At 63.3% G+C, this 24274-nt stretch carries 26 protein-coding genes; 8 read left to right on the forward strand and 18 right to left on the reverse strand.

Annotated features, from left to right (window positions below):
* Nucleotides 1–2: 2 nt before the first annotated feature.
* The gene (locus tag AC1Q6X_RS07980; protein WP_492496280.1) at nt 3–842 is read right to left on the reverse strand and encodes a hypothetical protein; all 840 of its coding nucleotides are present in this window, start codon (nt 840–842) and stop codon (nt 3–5) included.
* Nucleotides 843–1047: 205 nt separating this feature from the next.
* Between AC1Q6X_RS07980 and AC1Q6X_RS07985 the strand changes: the two genes are divergently transcribed.
* Nucleotides 1048–1503 (forward strand): hypothetical protein, encoded by a 456-nt coding sequence (locus AC1Q6X_RS07985; protein ID WP_492496282.1) that lies wholly within the window; start codon nt 1048–1050, stop codon nt 1501–1503.
* Nucleotides 1504–1512: 9 nt separating this feature from the next.
* Nucleotides 1513–1881 (forward strand): hypothetical protein, encoded by a 369-nt coding sequence (locus AC1Q6X_RS07990; protein ID WP_121668693.1) that lies wholly within the window; start codon nt 1513–1515, stop codon nt 1879–1881.
* A 182-nt stretch (nt 1882–2063) separates the two neighbouring features.
* Here AC1Q6X_RS07990 and AC1Q6X_RS07995 read toward each other — a convergent pair whose 3' ends face one another.
* Nucleotides 2064–3665, reverse strand: a complete 1602-nt coding sequence (locus AC1Q6X_RS07995) for a GGDEF domain-containing protein (RefSeq protein ID WP_492496285.1) — start codon at nt 3663–3665, stop codon at nt 2064–2066.
* Nucleotides 3666–3853: 188 nt separating this feature from the next.
* Here AC1Q6X_RS07995 and AC1Q6X_RS08000 point away from each other — a divergent pair, with 188 nt between their 5' ends.
* Together AC1Q6X_RS08000 and AC1Q6X_RS08005 are read left to right on the forward strand one after the other, a co-directional pair.
* Nucleotides 3854–4210: a hypothetical protein gene (locus tag AC1Q6X_RS08000; RefSeq protein WP_230503767.1), complete on the forward strand. Its 357-nt coding sequence runs from the start codon at nt 3854–3856 to the stop codon at nt 4208–4210.
* A gap of 181 nt (nt 4211–4391) precedes the next feature.
* Entirely contained in the window at nt 4392–5546 is a 1155-nt protein-coding gene (locus tag AC1Q6X_RS08005) for a sensor histidine kinase (RefSeq protein WP_492496287.1), read from the forward strand.
* Between the two features lie 42 nt (nt 5547–5588).
* Here the strand turns inward: AC1Q6X_RS08005 and AC1Q6X_RS08010 are convergent, their stop codons facing one another.
* Nucleotides 5589–5831 (reverse strand): hypothetical protein, encoded by a 243-nt coding sequence (locus AC1Q6X_RS08010; protein ID WP_070221783.1) that lies wholly within the window; start codon nt 5829–5831, stop codon nt 5589–5591.
* Between the two features lie 335 nt (nt 5832–6166).
* On the opposite strand from AC1Q6X_RS08010, the gene AC1Q6X_RS08015 reads away from it, so the two are divergent.
* Nucleotides 6167–6409, forward strand: coding sequence for an Imm32 family immunity protein (locus tag AC1Q6X_RS08015; RefSeq protein WP_492496290.1), 243 nt, complete (start codon nt 6167–6169; stop codon nt 6407–6409).
* Nucleotides 6410–6480: 71 nt separating this feature from the next.
* Nucleotides 6481–7428 (forward strand): SMP-30/gluconolactonase/LRE family protein, encoded by a 948-nt coding sequence (locus tag AC1Q6X_RS08020; RefSeq protein ID WP_492496292.1) that lies wholly within the window; start codon nt 6481–6483, stop codon nt 7426–7428.
* Nucleotides 7429–7640: 212 nt separating this feature from the next.
* Here AC1Q6X_RS08020 and AC1Q6X_RS08025 read toward each other — a convergent pair whose 3' ends face one another.
* From AC1Q6X_RS08025 to AC1Q6X_RS08085, 13 genes are all read right to left on the reverse strand, one after another.
* On the reverse strand, nt 7641–8603 hold the full coding sequence (locus AC1Q6X_RS08025) for an ABC transporter substrate-binding protein (protein WP_070292077.1): 963 nt from the start codon (nt 8601–8603) through the stop codon (nt 7641–7643).
* A gap of 60 nt (nt 8604–8663) precedes the next feature.
* Nucleotides 8664–9638, reverse strand: a complete 975-nt coding sequence (locus tag AC1Q6X_RS08030) for an ABC transporter permease (protein WP_092714916.1) — start codon at nt 9636–9638, stop codon at nt 8664–8666.
* A 19-nt stretch (nt 9639–9657) separates the two neighbouring features.
* Entirely contained in the window at nt 9658–11190 is a 1533-nt protein-coding gene (locus AC1Q6X_RS08035) for a sugar ABC transporter ATP-binding protein (protein ID WP_492496295.1), read from the reverse strand.
* An 81-nt stretch (nt 11191–11271) separates the two neighbouring features.
* On the reverse strand, nt 11272–12138 hold the full coding sequence (locus AC1Q6X_RS08040; RefSeq protein WP_492496297.1) for a fumarylacetoacetate hydrolase family protein: 867 nt from the start codon (nt 12136–12138) through the stop codon (nt 11272–11274).
* A 21-nt stretch (nt 12139–12159) separates the two neighbouring features.
* Entirely contained in the window at nt 12160–12915 is a 756-nt protein-coding gene (locus AC1Q6X_RS08045; protein ID WP_492496299.1) for an SDR family oxidoreductase, read from the reverse strand.
* 77 nt (nt 12916–12992) lie between these two features.
* Complete coding sequence (locus tag AC1Q6X_RS08050) at nt 12993–13322, reverse strand: L-rhamnose mutarotase (RefSeq protein WP_492496300.1); 330 nt, start codon at nt 13320–13322, stop codon at nt 12993–12995.
* 114 nt (nt 13323–13436) lie between these two features.
* Nucleotides 13437–14267, reverse strand: a complete 831-nt coding sequence (locus tag AC1Q6X_RS08055) for an amidohydrolase family protein (protein ID WP_492496302.1) — start codon at nt 14265–14267, stop codon at nt 13437–13439.
* On the reverse strand, nt 14264–15280 hold the full coding sequence (locus AC1Q6X_RS08060; RefSeq protein ID WP_492496304.1) for an aldo/keto reductase: 1017 nt from the start codon (nt 15278–15280) through the stop codon (nt 14264–14266). The genes AC1Q6X_RS08055 and AC1Q6X_RS08060 overlap by 4 nt, the downstream gene beginning before the upstream one ends.
* Nucleotides 15281–15291: 11 nt before the next feature.
* Nucleotides 15292–16515 carry a UxaA family hydrolase gene (locus tag AC1Q6X_RS08065; RefSeq protein ID WP_492496306.1) on the reverse strand — a complete coding sequence of 408 codons (1224 nt, stop codon included), beginning with the start codon at nt 16513–16515 and terminating at the stop codon, nt 15292–15294.
* Nucleotides 16512–16847 carry a UxaA family hydrolase gene (locus AC1Q6X_RS08070; RefSeq protein ID WP_492496308.1) on the reverse strand — a complete coding sequence of 112 codons (336 nt, stop codon included), beginning with the start codon at nt 16845–16847 and terminating at the stop codon, nt 16512–16514. Before AC1Q6X_RS08070 ends, AC1Q6X_RS08065 begins: the two co-directional genes overlap by 4 nt.
* Before the next feature lie 25 nt (nt 16848–16872).
* Nucleotides 16873–17790, reverse strand: a complete 918-nt coding sequence (locus AC1Q6X_RS08075; RefSeq protein WP_070292091.1) for a GntR family transcriptional regulator — start codon at nt 17788–17790, stop codon at nt 16873–16875.
* A gap of 114 nt (nt 17791–17904) precedes the next feature.
* Entirely contained in the window at nt 17905–19041 is a 1137-nt protein-coding gene (locus AC1Q6X_RS08080; protein WP_492496310.1) for a mannitol dehydrogenase family protein, read from the reverse strand.
* Between the two features lies 1 nt (nt 19042).
* Complete coding sequence (locus AC1Q6X_RS08085) at nt 19043–20053, reverse strand: zinc-binding alcohol dehydrogenase family protein (RefSeq protein ID WP_492496534.1); 1011 nt, start codon at nt 20051–20053, stop codon at nt 19043–19045.
* A 339-nt stretch (nt 20054–20392) separates the two neighbouring features.
* On the opposite strand from AC1Q6X_RS08085, the gene AC1Q6X_RS08090 reads away from it, so the two are divergent.
* Both AC1Q6X_RS08090 and AC1Q6X_RS08095 read left to right on the forward strand, forming a co-directional pair.
* Nucleotides 20393–21424 (forward strand): MerR family transcriptional regulator, encoded by a 1032-nt coding sequence (locus AC1Q6X_RS08090; protein WP_492496536.1) that lies wholly within the window; start codon nt 20393–20395, stop codon nt 21422–21424.
* A gap of 69 nt (nt 21425–21493) precedes the next feature.
* Nucleotides 21494–22573 (forward strand): hypothetical protein, encoded by a 1080-nt coding sequence (locus tag AC1Q6X_RS08095; RefSeq protein WP_070221796.1) that lies wholly within the window; start codon nt 21494–21496, stop codon nt 22571–22573.
* Here the strand turns inward: AC1Q6X_RS08095 and AC1Q6X_RS08100 are convergent.
* Together AC1Q6X_RS08100 and AC1Q6X_RS08105 are read right to left on the reverse strand one after the other, a co-directional pair.
* Nucleotides 22548–23771: a D-amino acid dehydrogenase gene (locus tag AC1Q6X_RS08100; protein WP_492496312.1), complete on the reverse strand. Its 1224-nt coding sequence runs from the start codon at nt 23769–23771 to the stop codon at nt 22548–22550. The two genes, AC1Q6X_RS08095 and AC1Q6X_RS08100, sit on opposite strands and share 26 nt — an antisense overlap.
* Nucleotides 23768–24220 carry a winged helix-turn-helix transcriptional regulator gene (locus AC1Q6X_RS08105; RefSeq protein ID WP_492496314.1) on the reverse strand — a complete coding sequence of 151 codons (453 nt, stop codon included), beginning with the start codon at nt 24218–24220 and terminating at the stop codon, nt 23768–23770. Before AC1Q6X_RS08105 ends, AC1Q6X_RS08100 begins: the two co-directional genes overlap by 4 nt.
* Between the last annotated feature and the right edge of the window lie 54 nt (nt 24221–24274).

A 24274-nucleotide genomic window follows, 5' to 3' on the forward strand; every position in this document is an offset into this window, starting at 1 on the left:
TTTTACTCCACATTGATTGATGTGTCCCTTGCGCGCCAGCCGCGGCGCTGCAAGTGGCACACGCTGGTGCACAGCAAGGCTGGCACCAATAAATTGAGAACCGGCACGAGCATCAGCAAGCATAACAGCAGGCCCAGGGCAACAATCGCCGGACGCTGTTCGCGGCGCAATGCCGCTTGCTGTTCCGCGCCAAGTACCTCTGCGGCCGCCGCTCCGTAGATCATCTGGACGTTCCAGGCCAGCAAGTACGCGATCAGCACGCACATGGCCCACACGGGGATCAGCAGGGAGAGCAGCAGCAACAGGCGCCGCCGCCAGGCGGGGCGCGCGGCGCATGCATCCAGGCCGGCCGGCGCTTGCCACATGGCATAGCGGCGCGCCACAACGGCCTTGGCGCGCTCCAGCAACAACCAGCGCAGCGGCAAGCGCACCGTGCCGATGGCGCCGACGATAAAGACCATCACATAGAAAAATGCAGCCAGCGCCAGCAGCGCCAGGGCGATCTGGCCGATCGACAGCAAGGCTTTGGCGGCGCTGCCCAGGCCGCCGGCGATATTGCCCATCTGCGTGACGGTGGCAGGCCCGTTGGCCAGTGTCCCGACGCCATCCATCACGCCCAGGCCCAGCAAGCCGGTAACGGACACCAGCGCCAGCATGGCGCTGAGCTCGACAAAAAAACGTCCGAAGCTGCTATACAGTCCCAGCCACAGCGCCACGACCGCCATGCACCACAGCGCGGAACGCCACCACAGTCCCGCATGACGGGCATCGCGCAGCCCCAGCCCCACGCACGTGAAGGCTTCCCGCCAGGCCAGCAGCCAGGTTTGCAATGTTTTTGTCACCTTCGGGCAGACTCCGCAATCAAGGGGCGGATACGTCGATCCGGATGTTGCCGATTGTACATGGGCCAGGCTGGCGCACGCGCCGCCGAGAGCAAGGGACAAACCCGGCGCCAGCTTGCCATTGTTTGCGATCCCGCAATTCCAGGCGGAAAGGAATGCGAAACAATGCAAACTCCCCCCATCGTCGCACCTAGCGGAGTCGAGCATGCTTGAAGTTCAGCCCAGGGACAAGCGCGGGTTTTTCATCCTGCCCCAGGCTCCGGAAGACGCAGGGTATTACGTCTATGGCACCCCGGGTACGGGCGCGGGCCAGTACGCGCATCCAAACATGATGATGGCGCTCCTGTATGTGGAACGCGAATGGCAAGCAATCGATGACCGGCAATTCGGGATTGGCAACATCAGTCTGGCTAACGGCACCGCCTACGGGGAACACTCAACGCACAAATCCGGCCTGGAGGTAGACATTCGTCCACTGCGCAGGGACTGCCTTCAACTCCCTGTTTATTGGTACGACAAAGACTACGATCAAGCCGCGACGGCAAAGCTCATCGCACTTTTTCGGGCCCATGCCAGTGTGCGCAGGGTGCTGTTTAACGATACCGGCATTCCATTCGGACACCATTCAAAAATCACGACCATCATTTCCATCTGGAACTGAGAGCCTGATATGAAAAAACTGTGGGCTGTGGCCTTCGGCGCCATCACCGTATTCTCGCTGGCCTATGCAGGCGGCAGCAGCGACTGGGGCGAATACAAACAGTTCAAAGGGGCTTATCTGATTTATTCGAATACCTTGGGCGAGCAACAGCCGCCCACACCGCATGACCGCAAGATTTCTTTCGTGGTCACGGGGGCCGTTGCCAGGGACATGTTTGACTCGATGGCTCCGGATTCGAAAGAGCGCTGCAGTTTGGAGAAAGGCTATCGGCAGCGCGACAAGGAAAATGTTTCCTGTCTCCGGGATCATGACGGCTATAGGTGTCACTTCGGCTTTAACTTGCGCAGTGGCAAAAGCATTGCTGGATCGATTTGCTAGATCGCGTGGGGTGACCGGAGCCTTAGCCCAGCCAATCCTGCACGACTTCCAGTCCCTGCAGCGTACTCCAGAATGAAGAGGCGGACACGTCGATCCGGATGTTGCCGATTGTACATGGACAAGGCTGGCGCACGCGCAGCGCAGGGCAAACCCGACGCAGCGCCATCAGCCTTCAACAATGGCTATCGAAACGCCAAAGCCGTCGCAGCCTGATCGGCATGATCGCAAGCTGACGCATGGCAGACCCGGTTTCTCCCCGCTGCCTTGGCCTTGTACAGTGCCTTATCCGCGAGTTCAACCAGCTCGACCGCCTGGTTTTTCAGGTACGTCGGCATCAACGCCGCCACACCGACGCTGGCCGTCACCACGCCAAGAGGATTGCCACGATGCTCGATTCCCAGCGATTGCACGGCCTGGCGGACGTCTTCCGCCACCGTCAAGGCACCCGGCAAATCCGTCCCCGGCAATAAAATGACCATTTCCTCGCCGCCATAGCGCGCCGCAAGGTCGCCCGGCCGGCGCATGCTGTAAGCCACTACCTTGCCGAGTTTTCTCAGACACTCGTCGCCGGCCACATGGCCATAGATATCGTTGTATTGCTTGAAGAAGTCGACATCGATCAACACCAGTCCAAGTGAGCTATTTTCACGCTGCGCACGGCTGAACTCGGCAAGCAGCGACTGGTCGAAGTGGCGCCGGTTCGCCAGCCCCGTCAACCCATCCTGATTGGCAAGGCGGGCCAGGGTTTCATTGATCAATTCCAGCTCGTTGCGCGCTTCAAGCAGTCCCGCCTCGCTTTTCACCCGCAAATCGATCAGCCGCACCACCCGGTATCCGATAAACGCGATCAGCAATACCAGCACCCCGCCCACGGCGTTTTGTATCACGGTATCGAGGCGCCATGCAGCGAGGACTTCATCCTGTGACAATGCGGCAGAGACCACCAGCGGATATTCTTCGACTCTTCGATAGCTGTTGATGCGCGTCACGCCATCGACCCGCGACTTGATCACGGCCGTGCCTGCGGGACTTTTCGGTAAATAATCATGAAATAAGGGAAACTGCGAAAGATCGCGCCCCAGCAAACTCTCATCGAACGGCCTGCGCAATAAAAGAATGCCTTTTCCATTCGCGATGAAAATGGCGCCTTTTTCTCCTATTGAAAAACGTTCATAAAACTGCCTGAAATAATGCATATCGATGGTTGCCAGCGCCACGCCGCCGAAGCTGCCGTCAGGCAAATTGATACGCCGCGATACCGTGACTATCCAGTCCCCCGTCGATTTGCTGCGCACGGGCGGGCCGACATAAGGCCCCCGATCATCATGCGTTCGATGGTAGTTGAAATAATCTCGATCGGAATTATTCAGATTACTCAACAAAGTTTTCTGAGAGTTCACGAGCCAGCTGCCATCCCTGGCATAGACGAAGATGCCGTGCAGCTGCCGCAGCTCGGCTACGCTGGTGACCAGCAATTTATGGAGACGGGCCAGTTCAAGGTCGGAGACACCGTCCGCCTCCAGCCGCTCCACCAAACCGACCAGCACCGTATCGGCCTCCTTGATGGTGTCATAGGCATGCTGGGCAACAGATTGCGCCAGGTTGGCGCTTTCACGGCCCGCTTCATTCAATTGCACCTCGCGCGCACGCAAGGTCATCCATAACTGGGTCGCCAGGAGCGACAGGCACACGAGCACGACAAATGAGATCGCCAGCGGCAGCAAGGAAAATCCCCTGAAGCCCGCTCCCAGCAATCGTGGCGGCAAGCTGCGTGACCTGGTCATGGATACACTCCCGGTTTGATATCCGGCAAAGTGTGCACGAAATAGGCAGCGACATACTCACACTTGGTAACAAACATGATATAAAAAAGTCACCATGACACTTGCTGGGCCACGTCTCCCCTCGGCCATGGCATCGGTGAGTGCTATATCGGAGAGCACTGATGCATACTCGGCCTGCATGCTGCGCCATGGCGCTCGCTGTATTCTTACCTTCCCAGGCCGCGGACAAGCCGCCGGCATGGACTGGTGAACCACGCCCCTTGCGGGGTGACTATCAGATCTATGGCGGAACGCTGTCCGAAATGCTGCCGCCCACGCGAAACGACCGGAAAGTGGCAATCATGGTCAAAGGGGAATTGGCGCGGGAACTGTTTGCCCGGCTCGGCCCCGATGTGAAACAGGAACAGGCATGCAGTTCCTCGGCAGACTACCGGGAGCGGCGCAGGGGGGACATTCGCTGTGTTCATACAAAAGAGGCGGGATACGCATGCTATTTCGGACTCGATTTACGTACGGGAAAAGGGATGTATGGAGCGATCTGCTAGCCTGGACGCCGTCCGGCACCGTTAAAACCAGAGGCCGCCTCATTCTACCGGCGCACAGCCAGCCGGATGCTTCCGCCTGAGCGGCTCTGCCTGCATACGGCACCCGGAGCAGAACCCGATCCCCCATCCCTCACCGCAACAGCGTACACTGGCTCCTCTTCCATCAACGCATCGGTCCACAGTGAAATTATCGCGCTTTATTACCGGCCATCTGGAGCCGATCCTGGAAGAGTGGGAACTTTTCGCCAGGTCGCTTCCTATTCCGGGCACCGCCATCTCGAAGGCCGAATTGCGCGATCATGCGAAGCAGATGCTGGAAACCATCGTGCGCGACATGGATGTCATCGAAAGCGCGGCGCAGCGAAAAAAGAAATCGACCACGGGCGTGTCGGAAATCACGGGCAAGGAGACGGCAGCCGCCACGCATGGCTCGCTGCGCCAGCAGATCGGCTTCACGCTGCCGCAGCTGACGGCGGAATTTCGCGCGATGCGGGCCAGCGTCCTGCGCCTGTGGATGGCACAGGTATCGGTGACGACGAAAACGGCGACGCAAGACATCTTGCGCTTCAATGAAGCGATAGACCAGGCGCTGCAGGAATCGGCCATACGCTATTCGCAGCAGAGCGACCGGACCCGCAATACCTTTCTCGCCATCCTCAGCCACGATCTGCGCAGTCCGCTGAGCACGATGACGATGGCCGGTGCGCTGCTGAGCAGGCCAAGCGCGAGCTCGTCTTCCACGGTACAGATCGGTGCGCGGGTCGCCCGCAGCGCAGCGACCATGACAACCATGGTGAACGATCTGCTGGAATTCGCCAGGACACAGCTGGGGGGACGCATGCCCATTTCACCCACCTTGGGCGATCTGGGGGAAATCTGCAAGACGGCCGTCGAAGATGCCTCGGCCGCCCACCCGCAGTGCAAATTCGAGCTGAGCACCACGGGCGAGATGATCGGCGACTTCGATGCGGCCCGCCTGGCCCAGCTGTTTTCGAATTTGCTCAACAATGCCGCGCAATATCGCAGCGACGACCAGCCGGTGACCATCACGGCCTGCGGCGATGCCGATACGGCCGTGGTGCAGGTGAAAAATTTCGGCCGCCAGATCCCGGAAGCCTCGCTGAAGAGCATTTTCGATCCCCTGGTACAGCTGGCCATTTCCGACGATCACAAGGCACCCAACGCCACCAGTATCGGCCTGGGTCTGTTTATCGCGCGTGAAATCGCCAGCGCACACGGCGGCACCATCGGCGCCGAGTCGAGCCTGGAATCCGGCACGGTATTTACCGTGCGCCTGCCCAGAGTGTGGCTGAACGAGGGAGCGAACGGCGGCTAAGCCCGTCCCCCGTAGACGACATCCCACCGGGACAGGCTCGCCTCACCTGCGGCTGAGCGGCACATACTCGCCCGGCAAGCTGGCCGCTTCCAGCGCATCGGCAAAGGCCAGCAGGAACTTCGCCGGGCCATGTTCCGACACCAGCAGCGATGCGCCCTTGTGGCGCAGCAGTTTCAATACCTCCTGCTGGTGCGCCTGGTATTCCTGCGAATGGCCATAGAAGGTCTGATACATCTCCAGCGTTTCCATGGCTTTCGCGGCCAGGATGAATTCGGGTTTGTCCATGATGCCTCCTCGTTGTCATTGCTGCCAAAAACACGAAAAAAACTTGCAAGATGTGCGGTCCATGCCCGTCGCACTGCCTTGCGGCAACCACATCCGTATTTCCATCATACGCCTCAAGCCGGCCATTGCGCCGTCCTGTCGTGCATCTTTTTCTATTCCGACCGTCCGGCGTCAATTGCTGCTCGTTCACCTTGCGCGACTTCGCGTGTGCGCTAGCCGCCGGGTCCCGCGCATGGCATCATGCGCGTTGGCCACTCGCTCAGGGAACAAGCGGCCGCGCGCGCCGGGCTGCTCGCGCACGCCATACTGGGCGCCCTCATCGACCATTGACATCCATGACCCCACATTTATCGCTGCACTGCTACCTGCAAGACGAGGCCGCCGAACGTCCGCTGCCCTGTTCCGACGTGACCATCCAGGCCGATCCGGCCACCCTGCGCGCCATCGCCCGCTTCCTGCTGGCCAGCGCGGATACCTTTGAGCAAGCGCAGGAGCGCGCCGGCATGCACGCCCATCTGCAAGACGAGTGGGGAGGCTGGCAGGACGACTTCCCCGACCTCGTCGTCGTGGCCGCCTGAGGTGCGGCGTAGCATGGCGCTCCGGCTGGCGCGCGTCGGGTAACATACGCCACCTTTGCTACAAGAGAACAATGATGCCCGATTTCCGAACCGCCCTGCCGTCGCTGCGCGCCGCCGTGCTGGCCGCAGCGCTGGCCAGCCTGTCCGCCTGCGCCAGCCAGCCCGCGCACGAGGCACTGTTCCTCGCCACCACTTTCACGCCCGCGCATTCCTTTACCAAGGGTATCGAAGGCCCGGCCGTCGATGCCGATGGCAATATCTATGCCGTCAACTTTGCGCGCCAGCAAACCATCGGCAAGGTCAGCCCCGGCGGCACTGGCGAGGTGTACCTGACCCTGCCCGGCACCAGCATCGCCAACGGCATCCGCTTCGGCAGCCGCGGCCAGATGTATTTGGCCGACTATATGGAACACACGATTTACCTGGTCGACCCGGCCACGCGCGCGCTGACCATCCACGCGCGCGAGCCGCGCATGACGCAGCCGAACGACATCGCCATCACGGCCGACGACGTGCTGTATGCGAGCGATCCGAACTGGAAAGAAAACACGGGCCGCGTATGGCGCATCGCGGCCGACGGCACGGTCACGCTGGCGCTCGACACGATGGGCACGGCCAACGGCATCGAGGTCAGCCCCGACGGCAAGATTCTGTACGTGAATGAAAGCGTGCAGCGCAATATCTGGATGTACGACATCGCCGCGGACGGCAGCCTGAGCGGCAAGCGATTGCTGATCAAGTTCGACGATTTCGGCATGGACGGCATGCGCGTGGACGTCGACGGCAACCTGTACGTGACGCGCTACGGCAAGGGCACGGTGGTGAAATTGTCGCCGCAAGGGCGCATCCTGCGCGAGATCAGCGTGCCCGGCGCCAAGCCCAGCAACATCACCTTCGGCGGCCCCGATGGCCGCACGGCCTACGTCACGGAAGTGGTGCAGGGCCGCCTGCTGCAATTCCGCGTCGACCGCCCGGGCCTCGAATGGCAGCGGGCGCAGGAGCGCCGCAAGGCCGAATAGCAAGCCACGTGGTGCTGGCAGCGCATGACGCGATGTCGGCTTACGCGCTTGCGCGCCAAGCCGACCTACGTTCCACGCGATGCACGCGCAGGCCCGGTAGGTCGGCTTAGCCGGAACGGCGTAAGCCGACGAACCAAATAGCAAGCCGACGTGGTCCCGCCATGCCACGATTGCTCAAGGAATTGAAGCAGCGCCTGAAGATCGGCTGAGGCTCAATATAAAACGTTCTTCGCTTCCGGCAGATCGACATTGGCCTTGGTGACGATCACCACGCCCGTGTTGACGAACGGCGCGACCTTCTTGCCCTCGATCAGGCTGACCAGGGTTTTCACGCCCAGCGCGCCCATCGAATACGAACCCTGCACGGCGGTCGCATACAGGGTGCCGTCCTTGACGAAGTTTTTCAGGTCTTCATTGCCGTCGAAGCCCACGGCGATCACCTTGCCGGCCTTGCCCGCCTGGGCGATGGCGCGGCCCATGCCCACGGCCGTCGGCTCGTTGGCGCCGAAGATGCCCTTCAAGTCCGGATTCGAGGCCAGCACGTCGGTCGTCTGGTTCAGCGCCGTGGCCATCTGCGACTGCGAGTAATACGTGCCGACGATCTGCAGCTGCGAGTTCTTTTCGATATAGCGCTTGAAGCCGCCCACCCTGCCCGTCTCGGAACCGGCGCCCGCCACGTACGACATCACGGCGATCTTGCCCGTCTTGCCGACCTGCGAAATGAGGGCCTTGGCGCTTTGCTCGCCGGCCGCTTCATTGTCGGTCGACAGGAAGGACTGGTAATAGCGCTTGCCGCTGTCGGCCACCAGCGAATCGATCAGCACCACGGGAATCTTCGCTTCCCACGCCTTCTTCAGGGCCGGCACCAGCGCGTCCGGGTCCGACGCGGCCAGCACGATGCCGGCCACCTTGCGCGTGACGGCGTTTTCCACCATGCTGACCTGGTCGGCGATGGCCGATTCCGAGGCCGGTCCCTGGAAGGTCAGGCTGTAGCCCTTGGCATCGGCGGCGCTGGCCGTCGCGCCCTTCCTGACGTTTTGCCAGTAGTTGGAATTGGTCGTCTTGACGATCACGGCGATCTCGCCCGGGGCGGCGAAGGCAGCGCTGGCGCTCAGGGCAGAGGCTGCGGTCAACAGACCGAGCAAGACGGTGTTGAAGGCTTTGAAGGTGTTCATTGTCGTCCTCATTTAATTATAGATTTGGTGGATTGACTTCATGGCGTGCTGCTTGCTGCTTCAGGCGCGGTTGCGCTTCTGATCGATCCAGACGGTCAGCAGGATGACCAGTCCGATAATGATTTGCTGAATAAAGCTCGATACCCCGTTCATGTTCAAGCCGTTGCGCAGGATGCCGATGACGAAGGAACCGATGACGGTGCCGGAAATGGTGCCGATGCCGCCGATCAGCGAGGCGCCGCCGATCACGGCGCTGGCGATCGCATCGAGTTCATACATCACGCCCTCGTTCGGCTGCGCCGTCACCAGGCGCGACATCAGCACGCAACCCGTCAGGCCCGACAGGGCGCCGGACAGGGTGTACACCAGCAGGGTCACGCGGCCCACCTTCACGCCCGACAGGCGCGCCGCTTCCGCATTCGAGCCGACGGCGTAGATATGCCGGCCGAAGGTGGTGCGGCTGAGCATGATGGACACGGCCACGGCGATCACCACCATCAGCACCACGGGATACGGAATGCCAGGAAAGACGACTTCGGGAAAGGTGCCGCCCGTGTCGCGCTCGATGCGCCACAGCACGCCATTGCCCAGTTCGCCGAACGACTCGCCCAGACCGGAAATGGCGCGCGCGCCCGTCACCTGCAGCGCCAGGCCCCGTGCGATCAGCATCATGCCGAGCGTGGCGATGAAGGGCGGCAGTTTCAGCTGCGTGATGCAAAAGCCGTTGACGGCGCCGCACATGGCGCCCACCACGACGCCGCCCAGCATGGCGGCCGGCACGGGCACGCCGCTTTTCACCAGCAGCGCGGCGGCCACGCCGGCCAGCGCCAGCACGGAGCCGGAACTGAGGTCGATGCCGCCCGTGATGATGACGCAGGTGGCGGCTATGCCCAGGTAGGCGATCGACGTCACTTGCAAGGCCACGCTCATGCCGTTGCTGACGGAGAAAAAGGCGTTGCTGGTCAGGGAAAACACCAGCAGCAACAGCGACAGGCTGCCCAGCGCGGCGAATTTTTGGATCAGTTCTTTGTTCATTTTTTTAAGCTTTCTGTTTTTAGTGGACTGCCGCCTGGCCAGGGATTGGAGCGACGACGCGCCCCGACGCCAGCTGCATGATCTCTTCCTGCGACGACTCGCGCGTATTGACGATGCCGCTGATGCGCCCTTCATGGAACACGGCCACGCGGTCCGTCATGCCCATGATCTCGGGCAGCTCGGACGTGATCAGCACCACGCCGATGCCTTCCGACGCGAGCTTGTCGAGCAGCTGGTAGATGGCGAACTTGGCCCCCACGTCGATGCCGCGCGTGGGTTCGTCGAAGAAGATGATTTTCGATTCGCGGTACAGCCATTTGCTGATGACGATTTTTTGCTGGTTGCCGCCCGAGAGGTTGCGCGCGACCTGTTTTGAGGTCGGCGTCTTGATGCCCAGCGCCGCGATGTACTGCTGCGCCACCGCCTCTTCCCTGGCAAAATCGATGAAGCCGAATCGGTTGGCCAGCGCTGATACATTTGTCAGGGTCAGGTTGGCCGCCACCGACATGCGCACCGCCAGGCCGTGGCTCTTGCGGTCTTCCGACAGGTAGGCGATGCCGTGCCCGATGGCGTCGATGGGACTGGTGATCGTCACCGCCACGTCGCCCAGGTGGATGGCGCCGCTGGTGAGCGGGTCGGCGCCGAAGATGGCGCGCGCCACTTCCGTGCGGCCCGCGCCCATCAGGCCGGAAAAGCCGAGGATCTCGCCGCGCCGCAAATCAAAGCTCAGCGGGCCGAAGACATCCTTGCGGTGCAAATCGCTCACGCGCAGCAGCACTTCAGCCGTCGGCATCGAGACGCGGTCGGGAAATTTTTCATCGAGGGTGCGGCCCACCATCCTGGCCACGATGGCGTCCAGGGTGGTAGCGGCAAAATCGTCGGTGCAGACGAATTTGCCATCGCGCAGCACCGTCACCCTGTCGATGATGTGCTGCATTTCTTCCAGCCGGTGCGAGATGTAGACCACGCTCACGCCGTTGCGCTTGAGTTCATTGATGATGTCGAACAGCTGGCCCGTCTCGCTTTCCGTCAGCGAGGACGTGGGCTCGTCCATGATCAGCACTTCCGTATTGAGCGACAGCGCCTTGGCGATTTCCACCATCTGCTGCTGGGCGCAGGACAGGTTTTTCACCAGCTGGCGCGGGTCGATGCGCAGTTTTAAACGGTCCAGCAGCGCCTGCGCATCGGCGCGCATCTTCTTGCGGTCGATGAAAATGCCGCGTACCGGTTCGCGCGCGAGGAAAATATTCTCCGCCACGCTCAGGTGCGGGATCAGGTTCAGTTCCTGGTGGATGATGGCGATGCCGGCCGCCTCCGCATCCACGCTGCTGGCAAAGCTGCACACCTTGCCCTTGTAGACCAGTTCCCCCTCGTCGGCCTGGTACACACCGCTCATCACCTTCATCAGGGTGGACTTGCCGGCGCCGTTTTCGCCGCACAGCGCATGCGCCTCACCCTTGCGCAGGCTGAAACTGACGTTGTCCAGGGCCAGCACGCCGGGAAAGCGCTTGCTGACCTTGTTCAAGGCCAGTATCTCTTCGGATTGATTCATGGTGTGTCTCCTCCACTCCACTGCCATAGGCCGGCGCGCCGATGTCTGAGCACCTTGACGGCACGCCGGTCTGCTACTCGTTTAACTGTCGATCAGTTGCGGATTCCAGGCATGCACGGTCTGGTTCTGCTCACCGAGACCGTTGATCCCCAGGCGCATGGTGTCGCCCGGTTTCAAATACACGGCCGACGGTTTCTGCCCCATGCCCACGCCCGGTGGCGTGCCGGTGCTGATGATGTCGCCCGGGTACAAGGTCATGAAGCGGCTGATATAGCTGACCAGATTCGCCACGCCGAAGACCATCGTTTGGGTATTGCCGTCCTGGACGCGCTTGCCGTTCACTTCCAGCCACAGGCCAAGGTTTTGCGGGTCCGCTACTTCATCGGCGGTCACCAGCCAGGGGCCGATCGGGCCGAAGGTATCGCAGCCCTTGCCCTTGTCCCACTGGCCGCCGCGCTCCAATTGGTATTCGCGTTCGGACAAATCGTTCACCACGCAGTAGCCAGCCACGTGCGACAGCGCTTCCGCTTCGCTCACATAGCGCGCGGTGGTGCCGATTACCACGCCCAGCTCCACTTCCCAGTCGCTTTTCTGCGAGTCCTGCGGCATCACGACGGCATCGTTGGCGCCGATGATGGCGCTGGTGGCCTTCATGAACAGCACCGGCTCAGCCGGCACGGCCATGCCCGATTCAGCCGCATGGTCGGCATAGTTCAGGCCCACGCATAAAAACTTGCCCACGCCCTGCCAAGGCGGCGCGATGCGGCCAGGATTGGCCACCACGGGCAGGCTGGCGATATCGACGGCGGCCAGGGTCGCCAGGCCAACCTTGCCCAGGGTCGCGGCCGTAATATCGGGCAGCACGCCGGACAGGTCGCGCACGGCGCCTTCAGCATCGATCAAGGCAGGTTTTTCAGCGCCCTTGGCGCCATAACGCATCAGTTTCATGTGGTTCTCTCGTTGTAGTAATCAGTTGGACCAGCCGCCATCAATGACGTGAGTCATACCGGTGGTAAAGGCGGATTCGTCGGAAGCCAGATACACGGCCAGGGCGGCGATTTCCTCTGCCCTGCCCACTCGTCCCATCGGCTGGCGCGCCACGAAAGCGGCTTGCACTTCATCGACGCTCGCGCCCGTCGCTGCCGCCTGCGCGGCAATGCGTTCCTTCAGCGAGGGCGACTCGATGGTGCCGGGGCAGATCGCATTGCAGCGGATGCCGCGCGTGACGAAATCGGCGGCCACCGACTTGGTCATGCCCACCACGGCCGCCTTCGAGGTGCCGTAGATAAAGCGGTTCGGCGCGCCCTTCACGCTCGACGCCACCGACGACATATTGACGATGGAGCCGGCGCCCCTGGCCAGCATCCCGGGCAGCACGGCGCGCATCAGCCGGTACATGGAACGGGCGTTGATGTCGAAGGAACGGTCCCAGGCAGCATCGTCGCAATCGAGGATGGTGCCGCCATCGACGAAGCCGGCGCAGTTGAACAGGATATCGACGGGGCCGATCTCGCCGGCCAGCGCGGTGATCGCCGCGCCATCGGTCACGTCGAGCAGGCGGATGGCGCAGCCCGTCACTTCCTTCAGCGCGTCAAGCTGGGCCTGGTTGATATCGGTGGCGATCACGGTCGCGCCTTCGCGCACGAACGCTTCGGCCGTGGCCCGGCCGATGCCCTGGCCGGCGGCGGTGAGCAGGGCGATTTTTCCTTGTAGTCTGGCGGTCATGTTGTCTCCTTTTATTTTTTTAACCCAACACCTTAAGTGCTGGGGTCAGACCCGGCGGGTCTGACCCCGGATTCTTGCTAAGCAAGGTAAAAAACCTGCTCCATCATCGCCCAGTGCTCGCCCTCGGCGCGCGAGGCCAGCGGCTGCTGGCAGGGGGCGCAAAAGGTCCACCAGCGCTGCGTTTCCGGGTCGTCGGCGATGGCCGCCATGTCGGCTTCAAAATCCTCGCCGTGGTATTCCCAGTAACCGAACAATAGGTTTTCCGGTTCGCGCAAGAAGATCGAATAATTGCCGACATGCGCCGCCGTCAGTCTGGCCAGCACCTGCGGCCAGACGGCGGCGTGCAGGGTCTTGTATTCCGCGATGCGGTCCGGCGCGATGCCGATGACCATGCCCATTCTTTGCATTTCAGCTCCTTTTTGTTGGCTTACGCCGTACCGGCTAAGCCAACCTACAGTTGGCATCGAGGTGTTTCGTAGGTCGGCTTAGCCGGAACGGCGTAAGCCGACAAGCCAGCCACCTCATTTAAGCCCATAAAAGCGGCATGCATTAAGGCCGAAAATATCGTCCCTGTCCTGCTGATCGAGATGCGACAGCAGCGCTTCGCTCGCCAGCAGCCAGGCCGCATAACCGCCGGCCAGGTCGACTACCGGCCAGTCGCTGCCCCAGATCACGCGCCGGGGGCCGAACACGTCCAGCACATGCGCCACATACGGCTGCAAATCGTCGACGCGCCAGCCGGGCCGCGCTTCCGTCACCAGCCCGGACAGCTTGCAGTGCACGTTCGGCAGCGCGGCCAGCTGCGCCATGTCTTCGCGCCAGTGACCAAAGGCTGCGTCGGCAATCGGCGGCTTGGCCGCATGGTCGATCACGATGGGGAGCGCTGGAAAATCGCGCGCGCATTGCAGCAGCGCGGGCAAGTGGCGCGGCAGCACCAGCGCGTCAAAGCGCAAGCCGTGTGCCGCCATGGCCGTCAACGCTGGCCTCAGCGCCGGGTTGGCGATCCACTGATCGTCGTCGAGGTCCTGCAGCATCGGGCGCAGGCCTTTGAGCTTGCCGTGCGACGCCAGGCGGGCAATCGCCGCCGGTGCGTCTTTGGCCTGCAAATCGGTCCACCCCACGACGGCACGGATAAAGCTGGTCTTTTCCGCCAGCGCCAGCAGGTAATCGGTATCGGCGGACGACGGCAGCGACTGCACCAGCACCGTTCCAGCGATGCCATGTTCGGCCAGCAGCGGCGCCAGGTCGGCGGGCGCAAAATCGCGGTGGATGGCGGCCAAGGATGGCGGCGGCCAGTTGCCGGCGCGCGCGGCCAGTTGCCAGAAGTGCTGGTGGGCGTCGATGCGCATCATGCGGCTCCCTTGGGCACCGGTGCGCGCGCATCGATCAGGCCAGCTTCCTGCAAGGCCGTCCACAAGGCGTCCGGCAAGGGCGTGGCGAACCAGTCGAGGTTTTGCCGCAGCTGCGCCAGGTCCTGGCCGCCCGGGATGCAGGAAACGACGGCCGGATGGGCGAGCGGAAACTGCAGGGCGGCGGCCTGCAGCGGCACGTTGAATGCGCGGCAGATGGCGTCGAGCTGCGCCACGCGCTTGAGTATGGCCTCCGGCGCATCGGCATAATTGAATTTGCCGTTCCCTGCCAGCACGCCCGAGTTGAACGGGCCGCCGATCACGATGGCGTTGCCGCGTTCCACGCACAGGTCCAGCAATGGCGACAGTGAAGCCTGTTCCAGCAAGGTGTAACGGCCGGCCAGCAGGGTGCAATCGAGGTCGAATTCCGCCATCGCCCGCAGCACGATCTCGCATTCGTTGACGCCGAGGCCCACGGCCTTCACCTGGCCGCCGGCGCGCAGCTGGTCCAGCGCGCGAAAGCCCCCACCCTCGGTCAGCTGGCGCCAGTATTGCTGCTCGTGTTCGCCATGCGTGGCCGTGCCGATATCGTGCACGAACAGGATATCGATGCGCTCGAGCCCCAATCGCTGCAGGCTGTCGTCGTGCGAACGCAGCACGCCGTCATACGTGTAGTCGTAATGGGGGCGGAACGGCAGCGGCGCGGCAAAGCCGTCGTCGCCGGGACGCACGCAGGGGTCGGGCCGCATCAGCCGTCCCACCTTGGTGCTGATCACGAACTCGTTGCGGGGCCGCTCGCGCAGCGCCGCGCCGAGACGGTGTTCGGACTGGGTATAACCATAGAACGGCGCCGTGTCGAAGAAGCGCACGCCCGCGTCCCAGGCGCCATCGAGGGTGGCGCGCACCTGCGCGTCGCTGACCGGCTGGTACAAACCGCCGAGCGGCGCGCAGCCCATGCCGATGCAGGGCAGCGAGAGGCCGCCACGCGGCAAGCTGCGCAATTGTGTGACATCCATGAACCCGGTCCTCAAGCAGCGCGCAAGGGGAAGCAGCCTGGCCCCACCGCGTCGAATTGTTTATAGGTCAGCACGAACTCCTGGTGGCCCAGGTCTTCCGAGCGGCTCAGTTCTCCGTTGGCCACGTTCAGCACGGCGGCGACGATCTCGGCGCCCACTTCTTCCAAGGTGGCCGCGCCCGTGAGGATCTTGCCGGCGTTGATATCCATGTCGTCGGCCAGGCGCTCGAAGGTTTGCGGATTGGCGCACACCTTGATGACGGGCGAAATCGCCGAGCCCACCACGGAGCCGCGTCCGGTCGTGAACAAGGTGATGTGGGCGCCGCAGGAAATGAGCTCGACGATTTCCGCGTTGTCCGACACGTTCGGGAAACCGAAGCGCGGCTCGCCGTCCGGTACCACGTCGAGCAGGTACAGGCCGCCGCCGGCCGGCTGGTCGCCCGGCTTCAGAATGCCGACGATGGGCGAGGAACCGCTCTTGGCGTAGGCGCCAAGCGACTTTTCTTCCTGCGTGGTCAGGCCGCCATCGGCGTTCCCCGGCGAGAAGCTGCCATGGCCCATGATAGTGTAGTAGCGCGCGGCCTTGGCCACGGTGTCGACGATGGCGTTGCCCAGGTCCGGGCTGACGGCGCGCCGCTGCATGTGGTATTCGCAGCCCACCAGTTCGCCCGTCTCCTCGAAGATGCAGGGGCTGCCGGCCGCGATCAGCGTGTCGAAGGCGACGCCGACGGCCGGGTTGGCACTGATGCCGCTGGTGCTGTCGGAGCCGCCGCAGATGGTCGCGACGACCAGTTCCTCGATCCCCATCGGCACGCGCTCCTGCCGCGCCAGGTGTTCCAAAGCCCAGCCTATCCATTCGACGCCGCTGCTCACGCTGGGGCGCGTGCCGCTGTTTTCCTGGATGGTGATCGTGTGCACGGGGCGGTCGCTGTCGGCCACGGCGCTGGACAGGCCATATTTGTTGAAGCCTTCGCAGCCCAGCGACACCAGCAGCACGGCGCCCACGTTCGGGTGCGTCAGCAGGCGGCGCATCACCTGGTCCGCGTATTCGTTGGGGAAGCAGCCCGTAAAGCCGATCAGGTGCACGGGCTGGCCGGGAAAGGCGTTGACCATCAGGCGCGCCACGTGGTGCGCGCATTCGACCATATAGGCCACCACCACGATATTGCGGATGCCCTTGCGGCCATCGGCGCGCAGGTAGCCCGACAGGGCGGGTGTCGTTACGGGAGCGTTCATGCTTGGTCGTCCTTGTGCAGGAAATGGTGGCCGTCCTGGCCCAGGGTAAACGTGGGGATGTAGTCGCTTGCCAGGTTGTGCGTGTGGATATGTTCGCCGATGGCGACGGGAGCCGTGATGCTGCCGATCAGGGCGCCGTAGCGCAGCACCTTGTCGCCCACGGCCAGCGCGCAGCGCGCCACCTTGTGGCCGATCTGGATGTCTTGCGCCAGGGTGACGGGCAGGCCGTCGATGGCGACGACGTCGCCGCTAGCCAATGCTGTCCTGGCGATCAGGCAGTTATCCTCGGGCGACATCAGGAGCAGGCTGGCAGGCCGGGAAGCGAGGCTCATGGCGCACCCTCCCCGGCAAAGACGGTTAGGCGCCTGGCTGGCTCAGTTTTTCGCGCGTGCCTATCGAGGACAGCATGGTGCGGCGCGAGGAATCGAGGTGCGAACGCATGCACTCGAGCGCCTTCGGTATGTCGTGCTCCGCCAGCGCATGCAGGATCGCCAGGTGCTCCTGCACCGCGTACTGGTTGCGGCCCTTTTCCTCGCCCTTGTCCCACTGGTAGTGATAGTGGAAGACAAACGAGACGATATCGTAGAAGCCCTGCGCGAAGCGGTTGTTCAAGAGGCCAATCAAAAAGGTGTGGAACTCGCGGTCCAGCGCCGGAAAGGCGTTGTGGCGCGTGTCTATCCTGGCCGCCAGCTTCTCGTGCTGTTTGATCAGCCGCGCCAGTTCCGCATACGCCGGGTCGCCATGCGGCAAGTGCGCAAACTGCTCCACGGCCGCCATCTCGAACATGCGCCGCATGTCCGCCAGTTCGGTGGCGAAGGAGCGATCGAACGCGCACAGGCGCCAGCCGCCGCGCGGCTTCTTTTCGATCAGGCCGAAGCGCGAAAAGCCGATCAGAAATTCGCGCACGCTGACGGTACTGGCGCCCGCCTCGCGCGCCAGCTCCGCTTCCGAAAATTCCGCGCCGGGCGGCATGTCGCGCTGGTACACGCGCTCCATCAGCACTTGCTGGATGCGCTCGGCCCCCGACTGCAATTCGGAGATATCGAAGTAGTCGCCCGGTATGGGTTTGCGCAGCAGGCGCCGGTCCGCCGGGCTGGCGATCAGCCGCCGCGTCGACAGATACGCGATCGCGCTGCGGACCGCCGTGCGGCTGCCCTGGCAAATCGTGGTCAGGAACTGCTCCGTCGGCAGCGTCTCGCCCACTGCGACATTCTCGGCGAGAAATTGCAACAGCAGATTGGTACTGCGCTTGAAGACGGTGGCGGGTTTGGACATGGATGAATGAACGCGCTATGCCAGCGAAAGGGAAAGTGGATGAGTGGGCCATTTTAGTCGATATCGGATTGGATCGGCATGCAGAAAAGGAAACAACTGCGGGGGCGGGGGCGTTCATGGCTGCGCTCCCGGCGCCAGCATGGCGCGCAGGCGCGGCTGCCCCAGCGCGGGACAGAGCTGCCGCGCCAGCGCCGCCACGGGCGCCACGCGGCGCGCGATCTTGCCGGCGTGGTGCTGGGCGATGTCGGCCAGGCGGTGCGCGAGGAAGGGATTGCAAAAGCGTTCCCTGACCTGCGCCACATAGGCCTGCGCGGCGTCGCCGTGCCGCGGCCCCATGGCGGCAAATACGGGCAGCACTTCCTCCTGCCACAGGGCTTCCAGCGCGGCGCGCATGGCGCCATCGTCCATCGCCTCGCGCACCGTCATGCCGGCCGGGCTGCCCCGCTCCATCCACAGCTGCGCCAGATAGGTGTGACCGAGGTTCAGCAAAAACAGCTTGCGCTGTTCATAGTCGCGCAGGCTGTTTGTGAGCACCACTTGCGGGTGGCGGCACGGCAGCAGCATGCCTTCCTGCGCCTCGATGGCCCACAGCGCATAGGGTTCGGCCACGGCGCCTATCGGTTCGATCGGCTCGGAAACGATGCGGTCGACGAGGGAATTGATCCACAGGCAGCCCGTTTCCAGGTAGGCGATGAACGCGGCATCGCAGCGCCACTGCCGCGCCAATGCCACGATCACCTGGCGCAGCACCGTGCCGTTGTCGGCCACCAGTTCGCACGGAAAAATCGAGAGGGGCGCGGCGCCGGCCAGGAAGCGCCCGTGCAGCAGCACCAGCAGCTTGGCGGGAAAGCTGGCGGGGACGGTATCGCCGTCGAGCATGCCGGCGTGGTCGGATTCGTCCAACTGATAGCCCGTGTCGCCCGTATTCGACAAGATCACGCGCGCGGCCACGGCCGCATCGCGTACCTGCCGCCAGTCGCTGCCCGCTTGCCACGCCTGCGTGACGGCGTGGGCGCGGCGCTCTTCATCGACTTGCGCGCCGTCCTGCCAGCCGCGGATGCGCACGGGATAGCCGCCGGGCCGGCGAAACGCCGCCACCCTCGCCGCGCCCTGCGCGCTGCCGGTCGTTTGCACGATGGTGATACGGCCCAGCGCCTCGCCGAGGCTGGCCGCTTCGCTGACGAACAGGTCGGCGTGCGCCTGCAGGAAGCGGCTGGTGCCAAATTGAAGTATGGGGTTGAGATCGCTCATCTCAGACCTCGACGATGGCCTTGATGACGCCCGCCTCGGGCTGCATCCAGCGATCGAGCACGCCCGTAAATTCGTCGAGCGTGGTGCGGTGGGTATTGAGCAGCGCGGTGGGTACTTTCCCCGCCTTCATGGCCGCCACCACGTCCTCGAAATCGTCGACGGTGGCATTGCGGCTGCCCAGCAAGGTCGTTTCGCGCTTGTGGAATTCAGGGTCGGAAAAGGACAAGCGGTCGCGCACGATCGATACCAGCACATAGGAGCCGCCATGGGCGACGAACTCCAGGCCACGCTCCATGGCGGCGATATTGCCGGTGGCGTCAAACACCACGTCGAAGAATTCGCCGCCTGTGGCGTCCGACAGCTGCTCCTTGTCGCCGTCGCCCAGCTGCACCGTGCGGGCGATGCCCAGCGCCTCGCGGCAAAACTGCAGGCGGTCGGCGCGGCCGTCGAGCACCGTCACGTCGGCGCCTTTCAACGACGCGAACAGCATCACGGCCATGCCGATCGGGCCGGCGCCCACCACCAGCACGCGCTTGGCCGCATCGACCGCGCCGCGCTTGACGGCATGCGCGCCGATGGCGAGAAATTCGATCATGGCCGCGTCGTCGAGCGAGACGCCTTCCGTCTTGAAGACGAAGCGCTCGGGCAGCGCCAGATATTCGGTCATGCCGCCGTCGCGGTGCACGCCCAGCACTTCGATGCGAGTGCAGCAGTTGGTCTTGCCCTGGCGGCAGGCCACGCAAGTACCGCAGGACAGGTAGGGCATCACGTAGACCTGGTCGCCCACGGCCAGGCGCGAGCCGGCCGGTGCGCTGTGGATATGGCCGGACAATTCATGGCCCATCACGCGCGGATAGCTGAGGAAAGGCTGGGTGCCGCGGAAGATGTGCATGTCGGTGCCGCAGATGCCGACGCGGCGTATGCGCAGCAGCACTTCGCCCTCGGCGGGCACGGGCACGGGACGCTGCTCCATGCGCAAACTGCCGGGCGTATCGCAAACGATGCTTTTCATCATGGTCGTCTCTCTCACCGTCCGGATCTTGCCGGCGGCATATTATATTTAACGTACAAACCAACTGTGAAAAAAATCCGTCTGCGCGGATTGTCTTTCCAGCCCTGCCAGTGGTGCGTCTTGCTGCGCTGCACAACGATCATGCCGTCATGCCGCCTGACCCGAACCTCATACTTTAGCTGCTGCCGTCATTCGGTTTTATAAATATACCGTACAAAAAAATGAAGGTCAACGGATTCTTTTTCCGATTTTTTTGGGCCCTCTGCTACATTCCTGCTTGACCCTGACGTTGCGTCAGGCGTGATCGTGGCGATACGCAATGAAGACAAGGAGAAGGCGATGCTGCTGAAAATCGGTGAACTGGCCAGGCTCACGGGCCTGACCATCCGCACCCTGCACCATTACGACAGCATCGGCCTGCTCTCGCCTTCGGCGCGCACGCAAGCCGGCTACCGCCTGTACCAGCACAGCGACATGGACCGGTTGCACCGGATCATGGCGCTGCGCAAGTTCGGGCTTTCGCTGGCCGATATCGCCAACGCCCTCGCCGGCCCGGACCTGCCTTTGCATTCCATCGTGGCACGGCAAATCGCCATGCTGGAGCGCCAGATCGCGCAAGCTTCCACCCTGCGCGAGCGCCTGCGCACCCTGCAGGCGCAACTGGCGCAGGGACAGGCGCCGGAACTGGCCGAGTGGCTTACCACTATGGAGTTGATGACGATGTACGACAAATACTTTACCCAAGAAGAACTGCAGCAATTGCCGCTGCTGTCCGATACGGCCGTGGAACAGGAATGGAAGGCGCTGGTGGCCAGAGTGCGCGCACTGCAGGCCACGGGCGCCGGCCCCGGCGACGCGCGAGCACAGGCGCTGGCCACGGAATGGATGGTCAAGCTGGTGCGCGACACGGGCGCCCACCCTGGCCTGTTCGCGCGCCTGAACGACATGCATGCGCAGGAGCCATCAATGCAGGCCACGACCAGCATCGATGCGGAACTGATGCAGTTCATCCTCGCCGCCTTCAACGCCTCGCGCATGGCGCTGTACAAGCCTTTCCTCGATGAGCAGGAATATGCGTATTTACTCGCCAACTACGGCAAGCGCTCGGGCGAGTGGCCGGCCCTGATCGCCGCCGTGCGCGCCGCCATCGATGCGCGCACGCCGCCCACCGACCCGGCCGTGCTGCAGCTGGCACGGCAGTGGCTGGACCTGTTCCGTTCGTATGCGGGCACGAACCCGGCCACGCAGCTGAAATTCCGCCAGGCGCACCAGCAGGAACCGCGTCTGATGGAAGGCAGCTTCGTCGACGGGGCCATGGTGCAATACCTGGGCGCGGCAATGGCCGTGGTGGCGCAGGAAAAACAAGCGTAAAAGTTGGCGTGCGGCATTTCCAGGCGGTGGCCATGTAGAATCGGCCATCGCCAATCACAGGAAAATCCGATGCGCCGCTTTTTGTTGATATGTCTGACCCTGCCCGCCCTGAATTCCGCCATGGCGGCCGAGCCGCCCGTGCAAGGGGTGTGGCAAGGCACTCTGGGCAAGGCCAGTATCGTCGCCTGCTTCAACCAGCCCAGTCCCACGCAAGGATCTGACCGCAGCGGCAATTACTACTACACGCGCTACAAGACACCGATCATGCTGTCCATGGCGAACGGCAAGAGCGACTGGAGCGAGTCCGACGCCAAGGGTGACACCACGGGCACGTGGCGCCTGGGTGCGCCGCAAGGCGGCAAGCTCACCGGCACCTGGACCGATCCGAAAAGCGGCAAGACCCTGCCCTTGGCCTTGACCCTGCTGGAAGCGGCGGGCGACCGCGAGCATCCATCCTGCGCCAGCGACGCCTACAACCTGGCGCTGGAAGACTTTCCCAACACCAAGGTCAGCAAAGCCATCGCCTTCGAAGGCAAGCAATACCGCAACCTGCAAGTGGGCGACACCATCACCGTGGAATTGATGGCGCCCGGCGACGGCATCGCGAAAATCAATACGCAGCTGCGCGCCGTGCTGGCGAAGAACAAGAAAGACCTGGAAGACTTTTATGCCACGCGCCGCGAATACCTGGGCCGCAGCGGCTTCACGACGGAAGACGAAGTGTATGCCGAGCCCACCTACTGGTCGCCGCGCTGGGTGACGATCAAATTCTACCGCTGGGCGGCCGGCTATGGCGCCAATGGCATCTCCATCAAGTTTCGCACCTGGGACGTGAAGACGGGCCAGGAAACGGACGTGTGGAACTGGTTTGGCGCCAGCGCCAGCGATGGCGACGACAAGGCCGAACTGCCGGACCGATTGCGCCAGGCCCTGTTCAAGGGTGTGACAATCGACGCCGAATGTAAGGGCACGGATTACGACGGCCACGGCCGCTTCCACCTGTCCTTGAAGCCGGAAGGCGTATCGTTCTGGGAAGACTCGAACGGCAGCGGCTGCGAAAACGATTTTTTACTGCCCTACAGCAAGGTCGGCCCCTTCCTCACCGTCAAGGGCCGCGCCGCGCTCAGCGATCTGCTGCCGAAGAACTAGGCGCGACCGCCTCTGCCACCATCTCCGCCGTCGCGGCCGCCAGGGTCCAGCCCAGGTGGCCGTGGCCCGTGTTGTAATACACGCCCGGTGCCTTGCCTGGCCCCACTTTCGGCAGCATGGCCGGCAGCATGGGGCGCAAGCCCGCCCACGGCACGACCTTGCGCGTATTCACACCGGGAAAGCACTGCTCGACCCATTCCAATAGCGGGCGGATGCGGTCGGCGCGGATGTCGTAATTAACGCCATTGAATTCCGCCGTACCCGCCACTCTGAGCCGGTCCTCGCCCAGGCGGCTGCTGACCAGCTTGGTCGCATCGTCGAGCAGGCTGATGCACGGCGCCGCGGCGCGGCTGGCGGCGTCATCGAGCTGCACGGTAATCGAATAGCCTTTCACCGGATACACATTCACGTGGTCGCCCAGCATGGCCGCCATGGCGCGGCTGGCCGTGCCCGCGCAGATGACGACGGCGTCGAACACGGCGCTGTCTTCGCCCATGGAGACACGCACCTTGCCGTGCTCGCGCGCCAGCGCGGTGACCTGTGCACCATAGCGGCAGGCCACTCCCAGGCGGGCGCAGGCATCGGCCAGGCCGCTGGTGAATTTGTGGATGTCGCCCGTGGAATCGCTGTCCGTGTAGTAGCCGCCGTAAAAATCGCCGTGCAGGGCAGGTTCGATGGCGCGCATTTCCAGCAAGCTCACGGCGCGCCGCTCCAGGCCTGCCTGCGCCAGCAGGCGCGACACGCCGGCCGCCCGCTCGAAGCCGCGCCGGTCGCGGTACACATGCAGGATGCCGGCGCGGCGGTGATCGAAAGCTATCTTTTCTTCTTCCGCCCAGGCAAACAGATGTGCGCGCGCGGCAATCGCCATGCGCGCCGTGGCGATGGTGTTGCGCTCGTAATCCGGCATGGCGGCTAGAAATTCCGCAAACCAGCTCAGCTTGTGCCAGCCGGGAGTCGGATTGAGCAGCAGCGGCGCATCGCGCCGCGTCATCCATTTCAGCGCGTTCCATATCGTCGCCTTGTGGTTCCACACTTCCGCGTGCGAGGCCGACAATTGCCCGCCATTCGCATACGACGTTTCCATGGCGGCATAGCGGTGGCGCTCGATCAAGGTGACAGCGACGCCCCGTTTCGCCAGCGCGTACGCCGTGGTGACGCCCGTGATGCCGCCGCCGATGACGGCCACCGTGCGGCTCATGGCGACCCTACCTTCTGCACGACGGTATCGCCCGCGTGCAGAACGCGGCCATCCTCGGCCAGCACGTCGATGCGGCGCACGGGCAAGCCTGAACCGCGCTGCAGCAGGGTGGAATGGGCCTCGCCAGGGTCGAACAATTGCGCCTCGCTCCACTGGCGCAAGCCGACGACGACGGGAAACAGGGCCAGCCCCTTGGGTGTGAGCACATATTCCTGGTAGGCCGTGCCGTCCGAGGCGGGCGCGACCGTAAAGATGCCCTCTTCCACCAGGGTATGCAGGCGGTCGGCCAGGATGTTCTTTGCCACGCCCAGGCTTTTCTGGAACTCCCCGAACCGGCGCATGCCGTCGAAGGCGTCGCGCACGATCAAGAGCGACCAGCGTTCGCCGATCGCGTCGAGCGCGCGCGCCACGGGACAGGGGTCGGTTTTCAGGCTCTTGCGCTTGGCCACGGAGTCTCTCCTTGATTGAGTGGTTGCATTTTAAAACTAATCACCGTAGACTCC

It is taken from the genome of Janthinobacterium sp. GW823-FHT06H09, assembly GCF_058794735.1.

Coding starts and splice junctions, on each gene's coding strand:
- AC1Q6X_RS07985 (WP_492496282.1), top strand. CDS start 1,048: ATGCTTGAAGTTCAGCCCAGGGACAAGCGCGGGTTTTTCATCCTGCCC.
- AC1Q6X_RS07990 (WP_121668693.1), top strand. CDS start 1,513: ATGAAAAAACTGTGGGCTGTGGCCTTCGGCGCCATCACCGTATTCTCG.
- AC1Q6X_RS07995 (WP_492496285.1), bottom strand. CDS start 3,665: ATGACCAGGTCACGCAGCTTGCCGCCACGATTGCTGGGAGCGGGCTTC.
- AC1Q6X_RS08000 (WP_230503767.1), top strand. CDS start 3,854: ATGGCGCTCGCTGTATTCTTACCTTCCCAGGCCGCGGACAAGCCGCCG.
- AC1Q6X_RS08010 (WP_070221783.1), bottom strand. CDS start 5,831: ATGGACAAACCCGAATTCATCCTGGCCGCGAAAGCCATGGAAACGCTG.
- AC1Q6X_RS08015 (WP_492496290.1), top strand. CDS start 6,167: ATGACCCCACATTTATCGCTGCACTGCTACCTGCAAGACGAGGCCGCC.
- AC1Q6X_RS08020 (WP_492496292.1), top strand. CDS start 6,481: ATGATGCCCGATTTCCGAACCGCCCTGCCGTCGCTGCGCGCCGCCGTG.
- AC1Q6X_RS08025 (WP_070292077.1), bottom strand. CDS start 8,603: ATGAACACCTTCAAAGCCTTCAACACCGTCTTGCTCGGTCTGTTGACC.
- AC1Q6X_RS08030 (WP_092714916.1), bottom strand. CDS start 9,638: ATGAACAAAGAACTGATCCAAAAATTCGCCGCGCTGGGCAGCCTGTCG.
- AC1Q6X_RS08035 (WP_492496295.1), bottom strand. CDS start 11,190: ATGAATCAATCCGAAGAGATACTGGCCTTGAACAAGGTCAGCAAGCGC.
- AC1Q6X_RS08040 (WP_492496297.1), bottom strand. CDS start 12,138: ATGAAACTGATGCGTTATGGCGCCAAGGGCGCTGAAAAACCTGCCTTG.
- AC1Q6X_RS08045 (WP_492496299.1), bottom strand. CDS start 12,915: ATGACCGCCAGACTACAAGGAAAAATCGCCCTGCTCACCGCCGCCGGC.
- AC1Q6X_RS08050 (WP_492496300.1), bottom strand. CDS start 13,322: ATGCAAAGAATGGGCATGGTCATCGGCATCGCGCCGGACCGCATCGCG.
- AC1Q6X_RS08055 (WP_492496302.1), bottom strand. CDS start 14,267: ATGATGCGCATCGACGCCCACCAGCACTTCTGGCAACTGGCCGCGCGC.
- AC1Q6X_RS08060 (WP_492496304.1), bottom strand. CDS start 15,280: ATGGATGTCACACAATTGCGCAGCTTGCCGCGTGGCGGCCTCTCGCTG.
- AC1Q6X_RS08065 (WP_492496306.1), bottom strand. CDS start 16,515: ATGAACGCTCCCGTAACGACACCCGCCCTGTCGGGCTACCTGCGCGCC.
- AC1Q6X_RS08070 (WP_492496308.1), bottom strand. CDS start 16,847: ATGAGCCTCGCTTCCCGGCCTGCCAGCCTGCTCCTGATGTCGCCCGAG.
- AC1Q6X_RS08075 (WP_070292091.1), bottom strand. CDS start 17,790: ATGTCCAAACCCGCCACCGTCTTCAAGCGCAGTACCAATCTGCTGTTG.
- AC1Q6X_RS08080 (WP_492496310.1), bottom strand. CDS start 19,041: ATGAGCGATCTCAACCCCATACTTCAATTTGGCACCAGCCGCTTCCTG.
- AC1Q6X_RS08085 (WP_492496534.1), bottom strand. CDS start 20,053: ATGAAAAGCATCGTTTGCGATACGCCCGGCAGTTTGCGCATGGAGCAG.
- AC1Q6X_RS08090 (WP_492496536.1), top strand. CDS start 20,393: ATGCTGCTGAAAATCGGTGAACTGGCCAGGCTCACGGGCCTGACCATC.
- AC1Q6X_RS08095 (WP_070221796.1), top strand. CDS start 21,494: ATGCGCCGCTTTTTGTTGATATGTCTGACCCTGCCCGCCCTGAATTCC.
- AC1Q6X_RS08100 (WP_492496312.1), bottom strand. CDS start 23,771: ATGAGCCGCACGGTGGCCGTCATCGGCGGCGGCATCACGGGCGTCACC.